17 protein-coding genes are annotated in these 21179 nt (G+C 68.4%); 11 read left to right on the forward strand and 6 right to left on the reverse strand.

Annotated features, from left to right (window positions below; genetic code table 11):
- The first annotated feature begins 14 nt into the window (after positions 1-14).
- Complete coding sequence (locus tag ACH4EW_RS09840) at positions 15-1073, forward strand: ABC transporter ATP-binding protein (RefSeq protein WP_398253908.1); 1059 nt, start codon at positions 15-17, stop codon at positions 1071-1073.
- On the forward strand, positions 1066-2217 hold the full coding sequence (locus tag ACH4EW_RS09845; protein ID WP_398253911.1) for an ABC transporter ATP-binding protein: 1152 nt from the start codon (positions 1066-1068) through the stop codon (positions 2215-2217). Before ACH4EW_RS09840 ends, ACH4EW_RS09845 begins: the two co-directional genes overlap by 8 nt.
- A 301-nt stretch (positions 2218-2518) precedes the next feature.
- Here ACH4EW_RS09845 and ACH4EW_RS09850 read toward each other — a convergent pair whose 3' ends face one another.
- The 5 genes from ACH4EW_RS09850 to ACH4EW_RS09870 all read right to left on the reverse strand — a co-directional run bounded on the left by ACH4EW_RS09850 (position 2519) and on the right by ACH4EW_RS09870 (position 8691).
- Positions 2519-3604 (reverse strand): ABC transporter ATP-binding protein, encoded by a 1086-nt coding sequence (locus ACH4EW_RS09850; protein ID WP_398253913.1) that lies wholly within the window; start codon positions 3602-3604, stop codon positions 2519-2521.
- 26 nt (positions 3605-3630) lie between these two features.
- Complete coding sequence (locus ACH4EW_RS09855) at positions 3631-4668, reverse strand: ABC transporter ATP-binding protein (protein WP_398253916.1); 1038 nt, start codon at positions 4666-4668, stop codon at positions 3631-3633.
- 58 nt (positions 4669-4726) lie between these two features.
- Positions 4727-5707: an ABC transporter permease gene (locus ACH4EW_RS09860; protein WP_398253918.1), complete on the reverse strand. Its 981-nt coding sequence runs from the start codon at positions 5705-5707 to the stop codon at positions 4727-4729.
- A gap of 105 nt (positions 5708-5812) precedes the next feature.
- The gene (locus ACH4EW_RS09865; protein WP_398253921.1) at positions 5813-7576 is read right to left on the reverse strand and encodes an ABC transporter substrate-binding protein; all 1764 of its coding nucleotides are present in this window, start codon (positions 7574-7576) and stop codon (positions 5813-5815) included.
- An 80-nt stretch (positions 7577-7656) separates the two neighbouring features.
- A complete protein-coding gene (locus ACH4EW_RS09870; protein WP_398253924.1) occupies positions 7657-8691 on the reverse strand; it encodes an ABC transporter permease in 1035 nt (344 codons plus the stop codon).
- A gap of 367 nt (positions 8692-9058) precedes the next feature.
- On the opposite strand from ACH4EW_RS09870, the gene ACH4EW_RS09875 reads away from it, so the two are divergent.
- From ACH4EW_RS09875 to ACH4EW_RS09895, 5 genes are all read left to right on the forward strand, one after another.
- Positions 9059-10696 (forward strand): ABC transporter substrate-binding protein, encoded by a 1638-nt coding sequence (locus tag ACH4EW_RS09875; RefSeq protein ID WP_398253926.1) that lies wholly within the window; start codon positions 9059-9061, stop codon positions 10694-10696.
- 117 nt (positions 10697-10813) lie between these two features.
- Positions 10814-11737: an ABC transporter permease gene (locus ACH4EW_RS09880; RefSeq protein WP_398253928.1), complete on the forward strand. Its 924-nt coding sequence runs from the start codon at positions 10814-10816 to the stop codon at positions 11735-11737.
- Positions 11730-12704 (forward strand): ABC transporter permease, encoded by a 975-nt coding sequence (locus ACH4EW_RS09885; protein ID WP_398253930.1) that lies wholly within the window; start codon positions 11730-11732, stop codon positions 12702-12704. Before ACH4EW_RS09880 ends, ACH4EW_RS09885 begins: the two co-directional genes overlap by 8 nt.
- Positions 12705-12717: 13 nt before the next feature.
- On the forward strand, positions 12718-13695 hold the full coding sequence (locus ACH4EW_RS09890; RefSeq protein ID WP_398253932.1) for an ABC transporter ATP-binding protein: 978 nt from the start codon (positions 12718-12720) through the stop codon (positions 13693-13695).
- Entirely contained in the window at positions 13685-14878 is a 1194-nt protein-coding gene (locus ACH4EW_RS09895) for an ABC transporter ATP-binding protein (protein ID WP_398253934.1), read from the forward strand. Before ACH4EW_RS09890 ends, ACH4EW_RS09895 begins: the two co-directional genes overlap by 11 nt.
- Positions 14879-14919: 41 nt before the next feature.
- On the opposite strand, the gene ACH4EW_RS09900 is transcribed toward ACH4EW_RS09895, so the two are convergent.
- A complete protein-coding gene (locus tag ACH4EW_RS09900) occupies positions 14920-17052 on the reverse strand; it encodes an alpha/beta fold hydrolase (RefSeq protein ID WP_398253936.1) in 2133 nt (710 codons plus the stop codon).
- A gap of 225 nt (positions 17053-17277) precedes the next feature.
- On the opposite strand from ACH4EW_RS09900, the gene ACH4EW_RS09905 reads away from it, so the two are divergent.
- From ACH4EW_RS09905 to ACH4EW_RS09920, 4 genes are all read left to right on the forward strand, one after another.
- On the forward strand, positions 17278-17472 hold the full coding sequence (locus ACH4EW_RS09905; protein ID WP_398253938.1) for a hypothetical protein: 195 nt from the start codon (positions 17278-17280) through the stop codon (positions 17470-17472).
- 69 nt (positions 17473-17541) lie between these two features.
- The gene (mshB, locus tag ACH4EW_RS09910; RefSeq protein WP_398253939.1) at positions 17542-18441 is read left to right on the forward strand and encodes an N-acetyl-1-D-myo-inositol-2-amino-2-deoxy-alpha-D-glucopyranoside deacetylase; all 900 of its coding nucleotides are present in this window, start codon (positions 17542-17544) and stop codon (positions 18439-18441) included.
- The gene (locus tag ACH4EW_RS09915) at positions 18438-18881 is read left to right on the forward strand and encodes a DUF6113 family protein (RefSeq protein WP_398253941.1); all 444 of its coding nucleotides are present in this window, start codon (positions 18438-18440) and stop codon (positions 18879-18881) included. The genes mshB and ACH4EW_RS09915 overlap by 4 nt, the downstream gene beginning before the upstream one ends.
- A gap of 417 nt (positions 18882-19298) precedes the next feature.
- Entirely contained in the window at positions 19299-21101 is a 1803-nt protein-coding gene (locus tag ACH4EW_RS09920; protein ID WP_398253943.1) for a peptidoglycan binding domain-containing protein, read from the forward strand.
- The last annotated feature ends 78 nt before the right edge of the window (positions 21102-21179 follow it).

A 21179-nucleotide genomic window follows, 5' to 3' on the forward strand; every position in this document is an offset into this window, starting at 1 on the left:
GGAGGGCGTACGACGTGACCAACATGGACAAGACAGCAGACATCCCGGAGCCCCGCGCCGGGGGGGCCGACGACGCCCTGCTCCTCGAAGTGCGCGACCTGCACGTGGAGTTCCACACCCGTGACGGAGTCGCCAAGGCCGTCAACGGTGTGAACTACAGCGTCGACTCGGGCGAGACCCTGGCCGTGCTCGGTGAGTCCGGTTCCGGCAAGTCCGTGACCGCCCAGGCGATCATGGGCATTCTCGACATGCCGCCGGGCAAGATCCCGCAGGGCCAGATCCTGTACCGCGGCCAGGACATGCTCACCATGAGCTACGAGGAGCGGCGGAAGCTCCGTGGCCAGAAGATCGCGATGATCTTCCAGGACGCGCTCTCCTCGCTCAACCCCGTGCTCTCGGTCGGCTACCAGCTCGGCGAGATGTTCCGTGTCCACCAGGGACTCTCCAAGAAGCAGGCCAAACTCAAGGCCATCGAGCTGATGGAGCGGGTGAAGATCCCTGCCGCCAAGCAGCGGGTCAGCGACTACCCGCACCAGTTCTCCGGCGGTATGCGCCAGCGCATCATGATCGCCATGGCGCTGGCCCTGGAGCCCGAGCTGATCATCGCGGACGAGCCGACCACGGCGCTCGACGTGACGGTCCAGGCCCAGGTCATGGACCTGCTCAAGGAGCTGCAGACCGAGTTCAACATGGGTCTGATCCTGATCACCCACGACCTCGGCGTCGTCGCCGACGTCGCGGACAAGATCGCGGTCATGTACGCGGGCCGGATCGTCGAGACGGCGCCGGTGCACGAGCTCTACAAGCGGCCCGCGCACCCGTACACCCGTGGTCTGCTCGACTCGATCCCGCGCCTCGACCAGAAGGGCCAGGAGCTCTACGCGATCAAGGGCCTGCCGCCCAACCTGCTCAAGATTCCGTCCGGCTGCGCCTTCAACCCCCGCTGCCCCAAGGCGGAGGACATCTGCCGCACGGAGATTCCGGCCCTGGTGCCGGTCTCCGAGCGGGACGGCGGCGAGCTGCCCGGACGCGGCAGCGCCTGCCATTTCTGGAAGGAGACGATCCATGGCTGAGCTCGACAAGACGGACGGTTCCATGGACGCCACCCCGAACGTCACCGATGTCGTGGCGGTCGACGCCGTCGACGAGTCGTCGGCGGTCGCGGCCATCGAGGCACCTGTGGAACGCGGTGAGCCGATCCTCCAGGTGCGCAATCTGGTCAAGCACTTCCCGCTGAACCAGGGCATCCTGTTCAAGCGCCAGGTCGGCGCGGTCAAGGCCGTGGACGGGGTCTCCTTCGACCTCTACCAGGGCGAGACGCTCGGCATCGTCGGCGAGTCGGGCTGTGGCAAGTCCACGGTCGCGCGGCTGCTGATGGCGCTGGAGACGGCCACGTCCGGCGAGGTCTTCTACAAGGGCCAGGACATCACCAGGCTGTCCGGGCGTGCGCTGAAGGCGGTGCGCCGGAACATCCAGATGGTGTTCCAGGACCCGTACACCTCGCTGAACCCGCGTATGACGGTCGGCGACATCATCGGGGAGCCGTACGAGATCCACCCCGAGGTGGCCCCGAAGGGCGACCGGCGCGCCAAGGTCCAGGAACTGCTGGACGTCGTCGGCCTCAACCCGGAGTACATCAACCGGTACCCGCACCAGTTCTCCGGCGGCCAGCGCCAGCGCATCGGCATCGCCCGAGGCCTCGCGCTCAACCCGGAGATCATCATCTGCGACGAGCCGGTCTCCGCGCTCGACGTGTCGGTGCAGGCGCAGGTCATCAACCTGATGGAGAAGCTCCAGGACGAGTTCAACCTCTCCTACGTCTTCATCGCGCACGACCTGTCCATCGTCCGGCACATCTCCGACCGGGTCGGCGTGATGTACCTCGGCAAGATGGCCGAGATCGGTACGGACACGCAGATCTACGACCACCCGACGCACCCCTACACCCAGGCGCTGCTGTCGGCGGTCCCGGTCCCGGACCCGGAGGCCCGCGAGCGCGGCGAGCGGATCATCCTCACCGGTGACGTCCCGTCGCCGGCGAACCCGCCGTCGGGCTGCCGCTTCCGTACGCGGTGCTGGAAGGCCGAGGACAAGTGCGCCACGGAGATGCCGCTGCTGGCGGTCCCCGAGCGCTTCAAGTCCTCGGACAGCCCGGCCGCGCACGAGTCGGCGTGCCACTTCGCCGAGGAGCGGAACGTCGTGGGCGCGGCCTCGTAACGCGACACGTGTGACACAGAAGGCCCGGAACCTCAGGTTCCGGGCCTTCTGCCGTGGTCGGCGTACGAGGTCGCCCTCCCCGTCCTCGTCGACCCCGGCCGCCTCCAGGCGCTCGGACATACGGAAGCGCCCGGAACCGATCGGTTCCGGGCGCCTTTCCCGTATACCCGGGAACCGGGCTCGCAGGTGGCTCGGGTCAATGGGCTCGCGTGCTCGGTTCCCTCGGGCCGGGGAAGCCCCGCGGTTCGCGGACCGATCAGGTCCGCGTCGACGAGGGTGCCCCGGGACCGGGCCAGGGGTGTCAGGCCTCGGTCTTGGGGGCTTCGGTGGTCTTCTCGAGCTTCAGCCCCTGAGAGGCGCCACGGGCCTGCGGGACGGACGAAGCGGTCCGGGGGTCCTCGGGGTAGTGGCAGGCCGTCAGATGGCCCTCCCGGCTGTCCTCGGCCCGTACCAGCGACGGAGCCTCGCTCGCGCACTTGTCCGTCGCCTTCCAGCACCGCGTACGGAAGCGGCAGCCCGACGGCGGGTTGACCGGAGAGGGGACATCACCGGTGAGCAGAATGCGCTCCCGGGCCGGCGCCTCGTCGGCCGTGGCCTCGGGCACCGCCGAGAGCAGCGCCCTGGTGTACGGGTGCCGCGGGTTGCCGTACAGGTCGTCCCGGTCGGCGATCTCCACGATCCGGCCGAGATACATGACCGCGACGCGCTGCGAGAAGTGGCGCACCACGGCCAGGTCATGGGCGATGAAGAGGAACGCGATGCCCAGCTCTTTGCGGAGCTCCTGCAGCAGGTTCACCACCTGGGCCTGGATGGACACGTCCAGCGCCGAGACCGGCTCGTCGGCAACGATCAGCTTCGGCTCCAGGGCCAGCGCGCGGGCGACCCCGATGCGCTGGCGCTGACCGCCGGAGAACTCGTGCGGGAAGCGGTTGTAGTGCTCCGGGTTGAGTCCGACGATCTCCAGCAGTTCCCGTACGCGCGCCTCGTGGCCGCCTGCCGGGTTGATGCCGTTGATCTCCATCGGCCCGGCGATGATCTTGCCGACGGTCTGCCGCGGGTTCAGCGAGGCGTACGGGTCCTGGAAGATCATCTGGATCTCGGAGCGGACCGGGGCCAGTTGCTTGCGCGAGGCGTGGGTGATGTCCTGCCCGCGGTAGGTGATCCGGCCGGCCGTCGGCTCCAGGAGCCGGGTGATCAGTCGGCCGGTCGTCGACTTGCCGCAGCCGGACTCGCCGACCAGGCCCAGGCTCTCGCCCGCGCCGACGGTGAAGTCCAGCCCGTCGACGGCCTGGACCGCGCCGACCGTCCGCCGGATCGGGAAGCCGCCCTTGATCGGGAAGTGCTTGGTGAGTCCGGAGACGTCCAGGAGGGGATCTGTGCTGCTCATAGTGGGGAAGTCCCGTCTCTTGTACGTCAGTTGGACCGGGTGTCGGCGAAGTCGGCGAAGAATTCGGTGCGCTGCTCCGGCGTGAGGTGGCAGGCGGCCCCGCGGCTGTCCACCAGCTCCAGCGACGGCTGATCGGTCGCACAGCGCTTGCCGCCGACCTGCTCGGTGAACGAGCACCGCGGATGGAAGCGGCAGCCGGTCGGCGGGTTGAGAAGGCTCGGCGGCGAGCCGGGGATCGGCGACAGCGGTACGTCGACCGGGCCGTCGAGGCTCGGCATGGACCCCAGCAGACCCCAGGTGTACGGGTGCTGGGGCGCCCGCAGCACCTCCTTCTTGGTTCCCCGCTCCACGCACCGGCCGCCGTACATCACCAGCACGTCGTCCGCGATGTCGGCGATGACGCCGAGGTCGTGGGTGATGAAGATGATCGCGGTGCCGGTCTCCTGCTGGAGGTCCTTGAGCAGGTCCATGATCTGGGCCTGCACGGTGACGTCGAGCGCGGTGGTCGGCTCGTCCGCGATCAGCAGCTGCGGGTCGCAGACCAGCGCCATGGCGATCATCGCGCGCTGGCGCATACCGCCGGAGAACTGGTGCGGATAGTCGTCCACCCGCAGGTCGGGCTGGGGGATTCCCACCTTGGTGAGCATCTCCACGGCCCGCGCCCGGGCCTCCCGCTTGGAGGCCCCGGTGTGCTTGCGGTACGCCTCGCCGATCTGCCGGCCGATGGTGTGGTAGGGCGACAGCGAGGCCAGCGCGTCCTGGAAGATCATGGCCATCTTGTTGCCGCGCAGCCGCTCCAGTTCCCGCTCCGATGCGGTGAGCAGATCCTGGCCGTCGAGCAGGATCTCGCCGTCGATCTCGGTGTGGTCGGGGTGGTGCAGGCCGAGGATCGTCAGGTTGGTGACGGACTTGCCGGAGCCGGACTCGCCGACGATGCCGAGGGTCCTGCCCTTCTCCACGTCGAAGGAGAGGCCGTCGACGGCCTTGACGACGCCGTCCTCGGTCGAGAAGTGAACGTGTAGATCCCTGACGGAGAGGAGGGGCTGCTGATCGGTGCTCGTCACGGGGACGCTCCAGGAGGATGTTGCGGGAGAAGGGGATGGGCCGGAACGGGGAGCGGGGTCAGGCGAGCCGGATCCGCGGGTCGATGAGGCCGTAGACGGCGTCCACGACGATGTTGGCGAAGACGATCGCGCCCGCCGCGACGATGGTGACCCCGAGGAGCATGGGCAGGTCGCTGGTGTTGACCGAGCGCACGGACAACTGGCCCAGACCCTGCAGGCTGAAGGTCACCTCGGTGATGATGGCGCCGCCGATCAGCGTGCCCAGGTCGATGCCGAAGATCGTGACGATCGGGCCCATCGCCCCGCGCCAGGCGAAGCGGAAGAAGACCGAGCGACGGGACAGGCCCTTGGCGCGTGCCGTGCGGACGTAGTCCTCGCTGAGCTGTTCGACCAGTTGGGAGCGGGTCATACGGGTGTAGTTGGCGGTGAAGATGATCGACAGCACCAGCCAGGGCAGCAGCAGTCCCGATGCCCACTTCACCGGGTCCTCGGTGAACGGTGTGTACGAGGGCTGGTCGAGCAGGCCCATCTGCTGCACCAGCAGGAACATCGCGATGTAGCCGACGAAGTAGATCTGGAGCGAGGAGCCGAGCAGCGAGGCCGAGCTGGCGATCTTGTCAAGCGCCTTGCCCTGCTTGACCGCGGCGAGCATGCCCGTACCGACACCGAGGATCACGAAGAAGAAGGCCGCGCCCAGCGAGAGCGAGAGGGTCAGCGGAAGCCGGTCCATGATCGTGCCGAAGACGGGCTCGCGGTTGGTGAACGAGTAGCCGAGACAGGGCGCCGGGCAGTGACCGTAGTTGCCGTAGTCACGGCCCATGAAGATGCCGGTCAGCCAGTTCCAGTACTGGACGGGCATCGGGTCGGCGATCCCCAGGTTCTGCTTGATCTGCGTGAGGAGCTCGGGTGTGCAGATCTTCCCGCAGGCCATCCGGGCGGGGTCACGGGGGATCGCGTAGAAGAGGTAGAAGGTGATGGCGCTGATGACCAACAGAATGACGATAGCGCCGGTCACGCGGCGGAGAAGAAATCGAAGCATGGGGTCGTGACTTTCCGGGTGGGGCGCCGTCGCCGAGGGGTGGTGAGCGGGGAGTGACCGGGACCGGGGAAGGGCGGCCGGTCCGGCCGCCCTTCCCCTGCCAGGTCACGCCATGGCGTAGAGCTTGGTGATCGCGATGCCGCTGTTGCCGCCGTCGAACATCACACCGCCGACCTTGGAGCCGTACAGCCAGTTGCGGATCGGCCAGTAGTCCGGCACGACCGCGGCCAGCTCCATGATCTGCCGGTCGATCGCGCCCCAGGCCTTGTTGGCCTCCTCGGCGTCGGTGATCTTGGCCGCGGCGTCGATGGCCTTGTTCACGCCCGCGTCGTTCAGCTGCGGCCAGTTGGAGGCGCCGTTGGCGATCACCCGGCCGTCGAAGGTGGGCTGAAGAGCGGTGTAGCCGCCGGGCCAGTCGGCGGACCAGCCGCATGCGAACAGGTCGTAGTGGTTGTCGATCTGGGCGATCTGGCTGTAGAAGGAGGTCTTGTCGACCTGCTGCGTCACCACGTCGAAGCCCGCCTTGGTGAGCGCGCTCTTGATGGCGACGGCCTGCTTGACCGCGTTGTCGGACTGCTGGAAGGCGATGACGATCTTCTGGCCTTCCTTGCCGGCCTCCTTCAGCAGCGCCTTGGCCTTCTCCGGGTCGCCGGCCGGCTTCGCCTTCTTGCCGTAGAGGTCGAAGTCGGCGTGGCCCGGGGTGAGCGGGCTGATGATGGTGGTGGCGATCTCGGAGGACGAGGCGCCGCCACGGATCAGCTGGCTCTGCTGCGACGGCCAGGCGTAGTTGAGCGCCTGACGGACCTTGACGTCCGTGATGCGCGTGGTGTTGATCGCGTAGTAGTACGTCGCGGCGTCGAGGTGCGTCATGACGCGCTTCTTCAGCGTCGCGTCGCCGAGCACCTTCTGGATGCGCTCCGGGGCGATCTCATTGAAGATCGACAGGGTGTGCTGGTCGTTGCCCTGGTCGGCGATGTAGCGGTCCGTGGTCGCCAGGTTCTGGAAGCCGAACTGCAGCTGGAACTTGTCCGGGTAGGCGTTGCGGATCGGGTCGGTCTTGGGGTCCCAGTGCGGGTTGCGCGACAGCGACATGGACTTGCCGACCTGGCGGGCGTCGATCTTGTACGGGCCGCAGGAGAACGGCTTCTTGTCGTAGTCCTCCTTGTTGTCCTTCTTCTTCGGAACCAGGGAGAAGGCGCGCATACTCAGCGTGAAGTTGAAGTCGCCGCGGGCTTCCTTGAGATGGAAGGTGACGGTCTTGCCGTCGATCTCGATCGAGTCGAGGTGCTTGCCCTCGTAGGGCCCCTTGTACTTGTCGCCGCCGACCAGCCACTCCTGCGGGTAGCGCGGGCCGAAGGTCACGAACTTGGCGAAGAGGCGCTCGAAGGTGTGGCGGACATCGTCCATCGTGACGTCGGAGCCGTCCTCCCACTTCACGCCGTCCTTCAGGGTGAACGACCAGGTCTTGCCGCCGTCCTTCGTGGTGCCGGCGTCGGTCGCGAGGTCGCCCACGAGCGTGGTGGTGCCTTTGTTGTCCACCTTGTAGCCGACCAGGCCGCGCATGAACAGCGGGGTGAGGAGGCCCTCGTAGGACGACCAGATCTGTGCCGGGTCCAGGTGGTCACAGTCGATCTGGTCCATCGTGTAGAGCGTGCCGCCCTTGACCGCGCCCGGGACCTCGGGGGCGGGGCCGGTGGAGTCGGCCTTGGTGCCGACCTGGATCACGGCCCCCTTGTTGCCGGTGACCTTCGGGGTGTCCTTGCCGCCCTTGCCGCCGCCCGCGTCACCGCTGCTGCATGCGCTCAGGACGGTGGAGCTCGCGGCCGCCACACCGGTGGCGATCAGGAAGTTTCTGCGGGAGAAAGACATGCGTATCGGTCCTTGGGATCGGTGGACGATGCAGGTACGACAGGCCGGGCCACAGCGGCCGGGCCGGATGGAGCGGGAAGCTAGCGCTTGGACTTCGGGTCGAGCGCGTCGCGTACCGAGTCGCCGAGCAGATTGAAGGCGAGCACGAAGGTGATCATGGAGACGCCCGGGAAGAGCATGAACGTGATGTCGTCCGTGTAGAAGGACGCTCCGCGCTGGATCATCACGCCCCAGTCCGGGGTCGGGTCGATGATGCCGACGCCGAGGAAGGCCAGGCCCGCCTCGGCCGTCACGAGGGACGGCAGAAGGAGGGTGGCCTGGATCAGGATCGGCGTCCAGAGATTCGGAAGCAGTTCCTTGAAGATGATCCGCGTGGGAGAGGCGCCGGTCACCTTCGCGGCCTCGACGAACTCCCGCTCGCGCAGCGCCAGTACCTGGCCGCGCAGCAGGCGGGCCATCGAGGCCCAGCCGAAGACGGTGAGCATGAGGATCAGACACGTGGCGCGCAGCGACGTCGGGATCTCGTCCTCCGGCGCCACGAACAGTGCGTAGACGACCGGCATGAAGGCGATGAAGAAAAGCGTCGACGGGAACGACAGCAGGATGTCGATGACCCGGCCGATGACGTAGTCCGTCTTGCCGCCCAGATATCCGGCGGTGACACCGATGACCACACCGATGACCGTGATGAGAATGGTGGCCGCCGCCGCGAGCAGCAGCGAGGTGCGGATTCCGTACAGCAGGAAGGTGAAGACGTCCCGGCCCAGCTGCGGCTCGATGCCGAACCAGAAGTCGCCGCTGATGCCCCCGTTGGGCAGCGCCGGATATCCGAAGCCGTTGAGCAGTTCCGGGTTGTCCTGGCCGTACTGCGTATACGGATTCTTGCCGTACAGCTTGGCGATCAGCGGCGCGGCCAGCGCTATCACGAAGAAGAACACGACGATGTAGGCGGAGAGCACGCCCGTCCTGTCGCGCTTGAAGCGCCGCCAGGCCAGCTGGCCTGGACTCCGTGCGTCGGCGCCCTTGTCGGGGCCTGCGGGCTGCCGGGACTCCTCAACGACTTCGGTGGCGGTCGTGTCCACCGAAGCGATGGGGGCCGGGGATGGCGTGGTCATCGAGCTCCTGTCCCCGTACGGAAAGCGGCTTCCTCCGGGCAGGAGGAGCTGAGGGGTTGGGATGGACCCAATCAATCGAGTTGACAACGGTCAATCAGCTGTGGAAGTCCACACTCGCTCTTTAGGTTCTTGACCAGAACTTGACAAAGAGTAGATGTCCTTCAGGTGGACGGTTGTTTTACACACCGGGGCAATCAAGGGTGACTCGGGCGGAGGTGTCCGATCACGGGTGTGTCCCTTTCGTTATGCGGGGCGCTCGAATGACTCGGTGACACATACACACGTACGGCCGCAGATGGGGTGTATTCGTTTCGCTTTGAGGTGATATCTGGCTCTACATGCGACGAAGACCTAGAGGAGGCACTCCATGCGCGGAGCCACACCGGCCAAGTGGGCCGCATGCGCGGTGGCCGTCGCCCTGACGGCGACGGCATGCGGCGGAGGGGGCAGCGGTGGCGGTGGTGGTGGCGGTGGGGTCAATGGAATCGTGAGCTCCTCCTGGGGTGACCCGCAGAACCCGCTGGAGCCGGCCAACACCAATGAGGTGCAGGGCGGCAAGGTCCTCGACCTGATCTTCCGGGGGCTCAAGAGGTATGACCCGAAGACCGGCGCGGCCGTCAATATGCTCGCCGAGAAGATCGAATCCCAGGACAATGAGAATTTCACGATCACCGTGAAGGACGGCTGGACCTTCAGTAACGGCGAGAAGGTCACCGCGAAGTCCTTCGTGGACGCCTGGAACTACGGGGCACTGCTGAAGAACAATCAGAAGAACGCCTACTTCTTCGGTTACATCGACGGATACGACAAGGTCCACCCCGACTCCGGAAGTTCCAGGGCGAACACGCTCTCCGGCCTCAAGCTCGTCAACGACAAGACCTTCAAGGTCAAGCTGTCGCAGAAGTTCTCCCTCTGGCCCGACACCCTCGGCTATCCGGCCTTCGCCCCGCTGCCCAAGGCCTTCTTCACCGACCACGCAGGCTGGCTGTCCAAGCCGATCGGCAACGGCCCGTACACCATCGACACGTACACCAAGGGCTCGTCGATGAGCCTGCGCAAGTGGGACAGGTACCCCGGGGACGACAAGGCGCAGAACGGCGGAATCGACCTCAAGGTCTACACCGACAACAACATCGCCTATACCGACCTGACGGCCGGTAACCTCGATCTCGTCGACGATGTGCCCGCCTCGCAGCTGCAGAACGTCAAGGCGGACCTCGGCGGCCGGTACATCAACACCCCGGCCGGCATCGTCCAGACCCTCGCCTTCCCCTTCTACGAGAAGAAGTGGGACACGCCCGGCGGCATCAAGGTCCGCCAGGGCCTGTCGATGGCGATCAACCGTGAGCAGATCACCAGTCAGATCTTCCGGAAGACCCGAACCCCCGCCTCCGACTGGACCTCCCCGGTCCTCGGAGTGGACGGCGGCTTCAAGAAGGGGCTGTGCGGTGCGCCCTGCGAGTACAACGCGGCGAACGCCAAGAAGCTGATCCAGCAGGGCGGCGGCATTCCCGGCGGCCAGCTCAAGATCTCGTACAACGCGGACACCGGCTCGCACAAGGAGTGGGTGGACGCCGTCTGCAACAGCATCAACAAGGTGATGGGCAACAACAAGGCGTGCGTCGGCGCCCCCGTCGGCACCTTCGCCGACTTCCGCAGCCAGGTCTCCCAGCAGAAGCTGACCGGTGCCTGGCGGGCCGGCTGGCAGATGGACTATCCGCTGATCCAGAACTTCCTGCAGCCGGTGTACTACACCGACGCCTCGTCCAACGACGGCAAGTGGAGCAACAAGCAGTTCGACGGCCTTGTCAACAAGGCCAACGCCGAGTCCGACAAGGCCAAGGCCGTCTCGACCTTCCAGGACGCGGAGAGGGTCCTGGTCGCGCAGATGCCCGTGATCCCGCTCTGGTACCAGAACGGCAGCGCCGGCTACTCGGAGCGGATCACCAATGTGTCGCTGAACCAGTTCAGCGTCCCGGTGTACGAACAGATCAAGGTCAAGTGACCCGTTGAGGCCGGGTGGCCGGTCGCGGCACTGGCACCGGTCACCCGGCTTCCGCATCCCCCGACGCGTCATTCCCCAGCCCCGCGCCTTCGGCCCTCGCGCCCCCCGGAGCCCTTCATGGGACGTTATGTGATCCGGCGGCTGCTGCAGATGATCCCGGTCTTCTTCGGCACCACGTTGTTGATCTTCCTCATGGTGAACGTGATGGGCGACCCCATCGCGGGCCTCTGCGGTGAACGCCGGTGCGATCCGGCGACCGCCGCCCGACTCCGCTCGGAATTCGGCCTCGACAAGCCCGTCTGGCAGCAATACCTCACCTACATGGGCAATGTCTTCACCGGTGACTTCGGCACCGCGTTCAACGGGCAGAAGGTCACCGAGCTGATGGCCACCGCCTTCCCCGTCACGATCCGGCTCACCGTCGTCGCGATCGTCTTCGAGACCGTCATCGGCATCAGCCTCGGTGTCGTCACCGGGCTGCGCCGCGGCCGCCCCGTCGACACCACCGTGCTCGTCCTGACCCTGGTCGTCATCTCCATCCCGACCTTCGTCACCGGCCTGCTGCTGCAACTCCTCCTCGGAGTGGAGTGGGGGGTCATCAAACCCTCCGTATCGCCCGAGGCGCCCTTCAACGAACTCCTCGTCCCCGGGCTCGTCCTCGCCTCCGTCTCCCTGGCCTACGTCACCCGCCTCACCCGGACCTCGATCGCCGAGAACACCCGCGCCGACTACGTCCGTACCGCCGTCGCCAAGGGCCTGCCCAGGCGACGCGTCGTCATCCGGCACCTGCTGCGCAACTCGTTGATCCCGGTCGTCACCTTCATCGGTACGGACGTGGGCGCCCTGATGGGAGGCGCGATCGTCACGGAGCGGATCTTCAACATCCATGGCGTCGGTTACCAGCTCTACCAGGGCATCCTGCGCCAGAACTCCCAGACCGTCGTCGGGTTCGTCACCATTCTGGTCCTCGTCTTCCTGGTGGCGAACCTGATCGTCGACCTGCTGTACGCCGTACTCGACCCGAGGATCCGCTATGCCTGAGCAGACACCGGACGAGGCGATCTCGCCGGCCGGAGCGGGAGGTGCGATGGACCTCGCCCTGGAGGAGGGCGCGACCCTCGAAAGGACACCGGGCGGTCCCGAAGGCACCGGCCCCGCCGAGAAGCCGCGCAGCCTGTGGTCCGACGCCTGGCGGGACCTGCGCCGCAACCCGGTCTTCATCGTCTCCTCCCTGGTCATCGCCTTCCTGGTGATCATCTCGATCTGGCCGTCGCTGATCGCGGGCCAGGACCCCCTCGATTGCGACCTGGGCAAGGCTCAGGAGGGCTCGCAGCCCGGTCACCCCTTCGGCTTCGACGGACAGGGCTGCGACGTCTACACCCGTACCGTCCACGGGGCCAGGAACTCGGTGACCGTCGGCGTCTGCGCCACCCTGGGCGTCACCCTGTTCGGCGGCCTCCTCGGCGGCCTGGCCGGATTCTTCGGCGGCTGGTGGGACTCGGTCCTCTCCCGCATCACCGATGTCTTCTTCGGTATCCCGGTGGTCCTCGGCGGCCTGGTCTTCCTCTCCGTGGTCATCAGCTCCACCGTCTGGCCGGTGATCGGCTTCATCGTGCTGCTCGGCTGGCCGCAGATCGCCCGTATCGCCCGAGGTTCCGTGATCACCGCCAAACAGAACGACTACGTGCAGGCGGCACGGGCGCTCGGCGCCTCCAACTCACGGATGATGCTGCGCCACGTCACCCCGAATGCCGTCGCCCCGGTGATCGTCGTCGCGACCATCGCGCTCGGTACGTACATCTCGCTGGAGGCGACGCTCTCCTTCCTCGGCGTCGGCCTGAAACCACCGGCCGTCTCCTGGGGCATCGACATCTCCGCCGCGTCCCCGTACATCCGCAACGCCCCGCACATGCTGCTCTGGCCCGCCGGAGCGCTGGCGATCACCGTGCTCGCGTTCATCCTGCTCGGCGACGCGGTGCGCGACGCCCTCGACCCGAAGCTGCGCTGAGGAGCCCGGTGCCATGTTGCTCGAAGTGCGCGATCTGCACGTGGAGTTCCACACCCGCGACGGGGTGGCCAAGGCCGTCAACGGGGTCGACTACTCGGTGGCCAGGGGCGAGACGCTGGCCGTCCTCGGCGAGTCCGGCTCCGGAAAGTCGGTCACCGCACAGGCGATCATGGGCATTCTCGACACGCCCCCGGGAAGGATCAGCGGCGGCGAGATCCTCTTCAAGGACCGCGATCTGCTGAAGATGAAGAAGGGCGAGCGCCGGAAGATCCGCGGCCAGGAGATGGCCATGATCTTCCAGGACGCGCTCTCCTCCCTCAACCCGGTGCTCAGCGTGGGGGAGCAGCTCGGCGAGATGTTCGTCGTCCACCGCGGTATGTCCCGCAAGGACGCCAGGCTGAAGGCCGTCGAGCTGATGGACCGGGTCCGTATCCCGGCCGCGAGGGAACGCGTCGGGAACTACCCGCACCAGTTCTCCGGCGGAATGCGCCAGCGCATCATGATCGCCATGGCGCTGGCGCTGGAACCCTCGCTGATCATCGCTGACGAACCCACCACCGCCCTCGATGTGACCGTCCAGGCCCAGGTGATGGACCTGCTCGCCGAGCTCCAGCGCGAGCTGCACATGGGTCTGATCCTGATCACCCACGACCTCGGTGTCGTCGCGGACGTCGCCGACAAGATCGCCGTGATGTACGCGGGCCGGATCGTCGAGTCGGCCCCCGTCCACGAGATCTACCGGGCACCCGCCCACCCGTACACCAAGGGGCTGCTCCAGTCGATCCCGCGCCTGGACCAGAAGGGGCACGAGCTGTACGCGATCAAGGGTCTGCCGCCCAACCTGCTGCGCATACCGCCCGGTTGTGCCTTCAACCCGCGCTGCCCGTTGGCCCAGGAGATCTGCCGGGGCGAGGTGCCGCCTCTCTTCGAGGTGGCCGAGCACCGTGAGAGCGCCTGCTACTTCTGGAAGGAGACGCTCGATGCGCACTGAACCGGGGAGCACCCGCGCGGGCGGCGAACCCATTCTGGAGGTCCGCGATCTGGTCAAGTACTACCCGCTGACCCGGGGCGTCCTGATCAAGAAGCAGATCGGCGCCGTCAAGGCGGTCGACGGGGTCTCCTTCGACCTGGCGACGGGCGAGACGCTCGGCATCGTGGGGGAGTCGGGCTGCGGCAAGTCGACCGTGGCCAAGATGCTGGTGCATCTGGAACAGCCGACCGCCGGCTCGATCAGATACAAGGGCGAGGACATCACCAAGCTGTCGGGGCGCGCCCTGAAGGCCGTGCGCCGCAACATCCAGATGGTGTTCCAGGACCCGTACACCTCCCTCAACCCCCGGATGACGGTCGGCGACATCATCGGGGAGCCGTACGAGATCCACCCCGAGGTGGCCCCGAAGGGCGAGAGGCGCAGAAGGGTCCAGGATCTGCTGGACGTCGTCGGCCTCAACCCGGAGTACATCAACCGCTATCCGCACCAGTTCTCCGGCGGCCAGCGTCAGCGCATCGGCATCGCCCGCGGCCTGGCCCTGAACCCCGAGATCATCGTCGCCGACGAGCCCGTCTCCGCCCTCGACGTCTCCGTGCAGGCGCAGGTCGTCAATCTGCTGGACCGGCTCCAGGCGGAGTTCGGGCTGAGTTATGTCTTCATCGCGCACGACCTCTCGATCGTCCGGCACATCTCCGACCGGGTGGGCGTGATGTATCTGGGCCGGATCGTCGAGATCGGCACCGAAGAGCAGATCTACGACCACCCCACGCATCCGTACACCCAGGCACTGCTCTCCGCCGTCCCGGTGCCGGACCCGATGGCCCGCGAGTACCGGGAGCGGATCATCCTGCACGGCGATGTCCCCTCGCCCGCCAACCCGCCCTCCGGCTGCCGCTTCCGCACCCGCTGCTGGAAGGCGCAGGAGCGGTGCGAACGGGAGGTGCCGCTGCTGGCAATCCCTGCGGCCTTCCGGCAGACGGACACACCGGCCAGGCATGATTCGGCCTGTCACTTCGCGGAGGAGAAACAGGTCGTGCCGCAGGAGAGGCTGCTGGAGACGCCGGGGGAGACGGTGGTGGGAGAAGCCGGGGTCGAGGAGAAGCCGGACGAGCCGGGCCGGGAGGACGCCGTGGGCGAGGGGAACGGCCCGCCGCCCCCGCCCCAGCCCCCGCCGGGCTGGTGACGGGGGCGGCCGGAATCGGCCACCGGGCGCCCCCGGTCAGGTCACCCCCGCAGCCCCAACGACCGCTTCAGGAAGTCCACCTGGAGCAGCAGCAGATTCTCCGCCACCTGCTCCTGCGGTGTCATGTGCGTCACCCCGCTGAGCGGCAGCACCTCGTGCGGGCGCCCTGCCGAGAGCAGCGCCGACGACAGCCTGAGCGAGTGCGCGACCACCACATTGTCGTCCGCCAGACCATGGACGATCATCATCGGCCGGACCTGGTCCGCGGCCTCGGAGAGCCCCTCGTCCGTCAGCACCGAGTTGCGCGCGTAGACCTCCGGCTGGTTCGCCGGGTCGCCGAGGTAGCGCTCGGTGTAGTGGGTGTCGTACAGCCGCTGGTCGGTCACCGGCGCGCCCACCACCGCCGCGTGGAAGACATCCGGCCGCCGCAGCACGGCCAGGGCGGCCAGATAACCGCCGAACGACCAGCCCCGGATCGCCACCTTGCCGAGGTCCAGCGGGAATCGTCCGGCGAGCGCGTGCAGCGCCTCGACCTGGTCGTCCATGGTGAGGACGAGGTCGTTCTTGACGGCCTTCTCCCAGCCCGGTGAACGCCCCGGTGTGCCCCGGCCGTCCGCGACGACCACCGCGAAGCCCTGATCGGCGAACCACTGCGACGTCAGATGCGGATTGTGGGCGGCGAGCACCCGTCGGCCGTGCGGGCCGCCGTACGGATCCATGAGTACCGGAAGCGGGCCGTCCGACTCTTTGTACCCCTCGGGGAGCAGCACGGCGCACGGAATTCTCCGTGCGCCCCCCTCGGTGAGGTGCACCCGCGCCGACAGAACCGGCTCTTCCGCATGACTGGCGACGGTGGCGATCCGCTTGCCGTCCCGGAGCACATCGGCACGGGCCCCCGGCCGCGCCGGCGACTGGGAGACCAGCACCGTCACGCCGCCCGCGCGGACGGCCGAATGCACTCCCGCCCCCTCGGAGACCCGCTCGACGCCCAGCTCATTGACCCGGTACACATGGCTCTCGCCGATCTCCGGCTCCGCGGCCTCCTCGCCCGCCGACGCCGAGACCAGGACATCCGACTCACCGATGTCCAGGACCGCCTGGAGCTGCAACTGTGCCCCGGTCAGCAGCCGGTCGCCGACCGCGAGCACCCGCGCCCCGCCCTCGTCCGCGATCCGCACGAGCCGCCCGTCCGGCGCCCAGGCGGGCACACCGGGGAAGATTTCCAGCCATTCCGGGTCCTCGTCGACGTGCACCGTCCGCGTCGTACCCGTCTCCGCGTCCACCGCGAGGAAGAGCTGGCTCTGCTGGTCACGGGCCTGTACCAGCAGCAGCGGAGCCCCGGCCGACGACCAGTGCACCTGCGCCAGATACGGGTGGCGCGCCCGGTCCCAGACCACTTCGGTACGGGCGCCGTCCAGGCCCACCACGAAGAGCCGCACCTCGGCGTTGGGCGTCCCCGCCGCCGGGTAGGCGACCTCGGCGGGCCTGCGGTCCGGATGCGCGGGATCCGCGATCCACCACCGCCGTACGGGGCTGTCGTCGACCCGGGCGACCAGCAGCCGGTCCGACTCCGGCGACCACCAGAAGCCCCGGGAGCGCTGCATCTCCTCGGCCGCGATGAACTCCGCGAGGCCGTAGGAGACATGTTCGTCCTCCGGCTCCGCGAGCGCCCGGTCTCCGTCGCCCTCGGCGCCCACGACGCGCAGAGCGCCCTTCGACACATACGCGATATGGCGCCCGTCCGGCGACGGCCTCGGGTCGATCACCGGCCCCGGCACCGGCAGCGCCCGCGCCGTACCGGCCCGCAACTCCGCGACGTACACCTTCCCGGAGAGTGCGAAAGCGGCCAACTCGGCTGCTGCGTCGACCGCGTAGCCGACGATCCCCGACGAACCCTCGCGGCTGCGCTCGCGCCGGGCCCGCTCCTGGGCCGACAGCCGCTCCGCCGAACCGCCGAGCAGCGTCTCGGGGTCGGCGACGACGCGCTCCTTCGGTGTGCCGCCCTCCGGCAGATCCAGCACCCACAGCCGGCCCGATCGGTCCGTGCCGGAGCCCGACCGGAGGAAGACCACCCGCTCTCCGTCGGGTGAAACGGTGAACGCGCGGGGAGCGCCGAGGGTGAATCGCATCGTCCTGGCGTGCTGACGGGGGAATGAGATCTTCTGCGAAGTCATGAGCCCGAACCTAGGGCATGTTCCGAAAGCAGCGTCGTCCCCGGCCGGACGGGACTTCCGGAACATGCCCCGGTACCCGACCACCCGGTCGTGCGCCCCTCGTGCTGCTGTGCCCCGATCAATGCGGTGCCACGGATAGTTATGATCCGTAGCGCTTGGCGGGTATGAACCTGCTGGCTCCATGTGTGCTGCCCGTCCCGACCGTACTGATGGAGGTGAACCGCCGTGGCACTCTCGATTTCGGCGGTGGTGCTGCTGGCGATCGTCGTCGTCCTGTTGATCCGCAAATCCGGACTGAAGGCCGGACATGCGTTGGTCTGCGGGCTGCTCGGTTTCTATCTCGCCAGCTCGTCCATCGCGCCGAGCATTTCGAACCTGACCACCAATGTGGCCAGCATGATCGGAAGCCTCAAGTTCTGAGCCCCGGCTCGTCGGCGGCCGGTGTGCGGTCGCGGCCGGCTTCAGGAGCTGTCTCGTAGGGTGGTCCCCATGACGGACCATCCCGCCCGGCGTCTGCTCCTGGTGCACGCGCACCCCGACGACGAGTCGATCAACAACGGCGCCACCATGGCCAGGTATGCGGCCGAGGGTGCCCAGGTCACCCTGGTGACCTGCACACTCGGCGAGGAGGGCGAGATCATTCCGCCCGCGCTCGCCCATCTCGCGGCAGACCGGGACGACGCCCTGGGCCCCTACCGCCAGGGCGAACTTGCCGCGGCGATGAAGGAGCTCGGGGTCACCGACCACCGGCTCCTCGGCGGCCCGGGACGCTTCCGCGACTCCGGAATGATGGGCGCCGAGCAGAACCACCGCCCCGGAGCTTTCTGGGACACGGACGTGGACGACGCAGCCGGGTACCTCGTGGAGGTGATCCGCTCGGTGCGCCCGCAGGTCCTCGTCACCTACGACCCCGACGGCGGCTACGGGCACCCCGACCACATCCAGGCGCACCGCGTGGCGATGCGCGCCGCGTCGCTTGCCGCCGATCCCGCGTATCGCACCGGATCGGGCGCGGTGCACGCCGTCGCCAAGATCTACTGGAACCGGATGCCGCGTTCGGTCGCCGAAGAGGGCTTCGCACGCCTGCGGGACACGGCGCCGGACGCCTTCCCGGGGATCGCCGCCATCGACGACGTGCCGGGTGTGGTCGACGACACGAGGATCACCGCGCAGATCGACGGCTCCGCCCATGCGGCGGCCAAGGGTGCGGCGATGCGGGCCCATGCCACGCAGATCACCGTGGACGGCTCCTTCTTCGCCCTCTCCAACGACCTCGGGCAGCCCGTTTTCACCACCGAGTACTACGAGTTGGTACACGGTGCCTCCGGAGCCCCTCAAGGGGCGCGCGAAGACGATCTGTTCGCCGGTGTACCGGGGGCGGAACAGTGAGCGGCAAGCAGCGCACACCGCACACCGGCCCGCCCTCCAGGGACGTTCGGGGCGCAGGTCTCGCCGCGCCCCTCAACCCCGGGCGGATCGCCGCCTATGCGGGCCTCGCCGTGCTCGGCGTGCTCGTCGGGATCACCGGGGCGCTCGTCCAAGCCGCCTGGTTCCCGGCCGGGTTGCTGCTCGCGCTGGCCGCCTGCGCCGGACTGTTCTACGGCGGGCGATGCGTCTTCGGCACCCAGCTCGGCACCCTGGCACCCGCGGCGGGCTGGCTGATTTCGATCGTTGTTCTGCTTGGCGGACGACCGGAGGGCGATTATGTCTTCGGTGATGAATTGGGCCTCACGCTCTACCTGCTGGGCGGGATGGCGATCGCTGTGATCTGTGCCACCATGTCGCGGTCACCCCAACCGGGCGCCGACAGCGGCCGATCTGGCAAGTAATGTGCCACGTCCGATCCCGTAATGCCCCTTGTCCGTCCGGGGGTCACGCTGTCGTTTCCCCCGGTCGCGGGGTGCCTGTCGGCGGCGGCCAGTAAAGTGGTTCGCGCGCCGAGCCGTCCCCTGGCCTGCGGCATGGGGGAAGTACGGGCGCGGAGCCAATCGGGAGAACCTGCTTTGAGTCGTGAAACTGACAGTTCGTCCTCCGGGTCCCGGGGGCGCGGAGGAGCCGCGTACCCCTCGGGGACGCCGCCGTACGGATCCCGCCAGTATCCGTCGCCGCACCCTTCGCAGGACGCCCCGGAGCCTGCGGACCGGCCTCAGTCCGAGGCGCCGAGGACCGAGACGACGCTGACAACGCGCATCCGGATCAACATTCCGGGATCGCGTCCCATTCCGCCGGTTGTCATGCGTACGCCCATGAGCGACGCCGACACCACCGATGCCGAGCGCACGGCCACCATCCCGCGCCCCGGCACGCCCGCGCCGGGCGGCACGTCGGGTGCGGGCGACGCCGCGCCGGGCGCCGAGGCGAAAGCCGGTTCCGTGCCCGTGGAACCGGCTGCCGACAAGCCGGCCAGGGAGAAGAGCAGCAGCGACTGGTTCGCCCCGCGCAAGGCCCCCACGAACACCTCGGTCGTCGGCGGCAGCGCGACCGGCGCCGATGGCCCCACGGGCGAGGCGCCCACCCCGCCCCGCGCTGGCCTGCCGTACTTCTCGGACGGCCCGCAGCCCACGGGCGACCAGGACGCACCCCGCCCCGGCGGCCCTGCGGGCCCCGCAGCCGGCCCGCGCCCTACGCCGAACCTCGGGGTGCGTACGCCGGGCCCCTCCGGACCCACCACGGGCCCGGTCACCGGCACCTCGTCCCTCACCCCGAACCTCGACGGAGCGGGCGGCCCCGGCCCCGGCCCCGGCGGTCCGGGGGGCTCCGACGGTCCCGCGGGTTCGCAGGGCCCCGGCACCACCGGTGGCGTCCCGCCGCGGATGTCCGACGACACGGCGGTACTGACGCCCCAGTTCGCGGCCCCGGCCTCCGCCGGGCCCGGCGGCAATGTCTCCGGTGACACGCTCACCAGCGGCCTCCCCGTCGTTCCGCCGGAGCATCACTCGCCGTTCCCGAGCCCCGGCGGCCCCGGTGGCGGGCGTCCCGATCTGGCGCCCCGTAGCGCGGACGACGCGATGGGCACCGGACCGGCAGGACGCGGCGGTCCCGTCGCCCCCTCGCCCACCCCCGCCGCCGACCGCCCCACGCCGACGCCCGCGCCGGCGAAGAAGGGCCGCTCCAAGCTGGTGCTCCTCTGCGCCGGTGTCGTCGGTCTGCTCGCTGTCGCGTACGGCGCCGGACTGCTGATGAACCACTCGGACGTCCCCAAGGGCACCACCGTCCTCGGCGTCGACATCGGCGGCGGCACGAAGGAGGAGGGCGTCGCGAAACTGGACGCCGCGCTCGGCAAGCGCGCCGAAGCACCCCTCCAGCTGTCCGTGGACGGCAAGAAGACCGAACTCGCACCGGACAAGGCCGGGCTGAGCCTGGACAGTCAGGAGACCGTGCGCTCCGCAGCGGGCAGCGACTACAACCCGGTCTCCGTCATCGGCTCCCTCTTCGGCGGCGAGCGCACCGTCGACCCGGTGCTCCCGGTCGACGAGGAGAAGCTCGGTGTCGCGCTGACGGATCTGGCGGGCGTCTCCGGCACGGCCACCGACGGCACGATCAAGTTCGAGCCGGGCAAGGCCGTCGCCGTACCCGGCAAGTCGGGCAAGGCGTTGGACGTCAAGCAGTCGATGACCTCGGTGCGCGACGCGTACCGGACCCAGGTGGAGACCGGCCGGGCAAGCACCGTCGAACTGCCCGTCACCACCCGCGAGCCCACCATCGACCAGGCCGAACTGGACCGGGCGATGAAGGAGTTCGCGGAGCCCGCGATGTCCGGCATGATCACCATCAAGGCCGGACCCAAGCAGATCCCGTTCGGCCCGGAAAAGTCGCTGCCACAGATCCTCACGATGGTGCCGGTCAACGGCCGACTGGTCGAGCACTACGACAAGAAGGCCATCGACACCCTCTGCGACGGCGTCTTCGACGGCATCATGATCACCAAGGGTGACGGCAAGCAGCACCAGCTGAGTGCGGACGACGTGGCACACGCCATGCAGACGGCGCTGCTCGGCAAGACCCCCGCCGAGCGGACCGTCACCATCGACCTCGGCGGCAACGGATAACCCGCCCCACCGCCGCGAGCCGCAACGCGTCCTCGCCCCCGTCCGGAAACCCGGCCGGGGGCGAGGTCGTTGGCGCTG

The organism is Streptomyces sp. NPDC018000, from assembly GCF_044328025.1.
Classification (GTDB): domain Bacteria; phylum Actinomycetota; class Actinomycetes; order Streptomycetales; family Streptomycetaceae; genus Streptomyces.